General features: G+C 43.2%; 1 protein-coding gene. It reads right to left on the bottom strand.

The genetic code is table 11. The features are described from left to right. The coding region (gspG, locus tag R8N28_RS25905; RefSeq protein ID WP_318183744.1) for a type II secretion system major pseudopilin GspG at positions 1-290 on the bottom strand (290 nt) is incomplete at its 3' end. Positions 291-317 lie beyond the last annotated feature (27 nt).

Genomic DNA, 317 nt, shown 5'->3' with positions numbered 1-317 from the left:
CGCTTGATGTAACCACCATCACGGTAGTTGCGCGGTTCTGGGTTAGAAGGCTTAGTAACCAATGCGTCTAGACCTTGGTCTGTCGTTGGGTACACGCTGTTGTCTAGCTTGTACATATCCAACGCGTTCTCTAACGCCACAATGTCAGTGATCGCTTTTTGTTGGTCTGCCTTTTCTTTGTTGCCTAGCAAGTTTGGAACAACAAAACTTGCCAAAATACCCAAGATAACAACAACTACCATCACTTCTAACAGTGTGAAACCGTGTTGCTTACTACGCTTAAATTTCATTTTTTTCTCCGAAAGTTAGATTCAAGC

The sequence above is a fragment of the Vibrio sp. Vb1554 genome, assembly GCF_033344235.1.
Note: the sequence above shows the minus strand (reverse complement) of the source record. Positions and strands in the feature narration are given on the sequence as shown.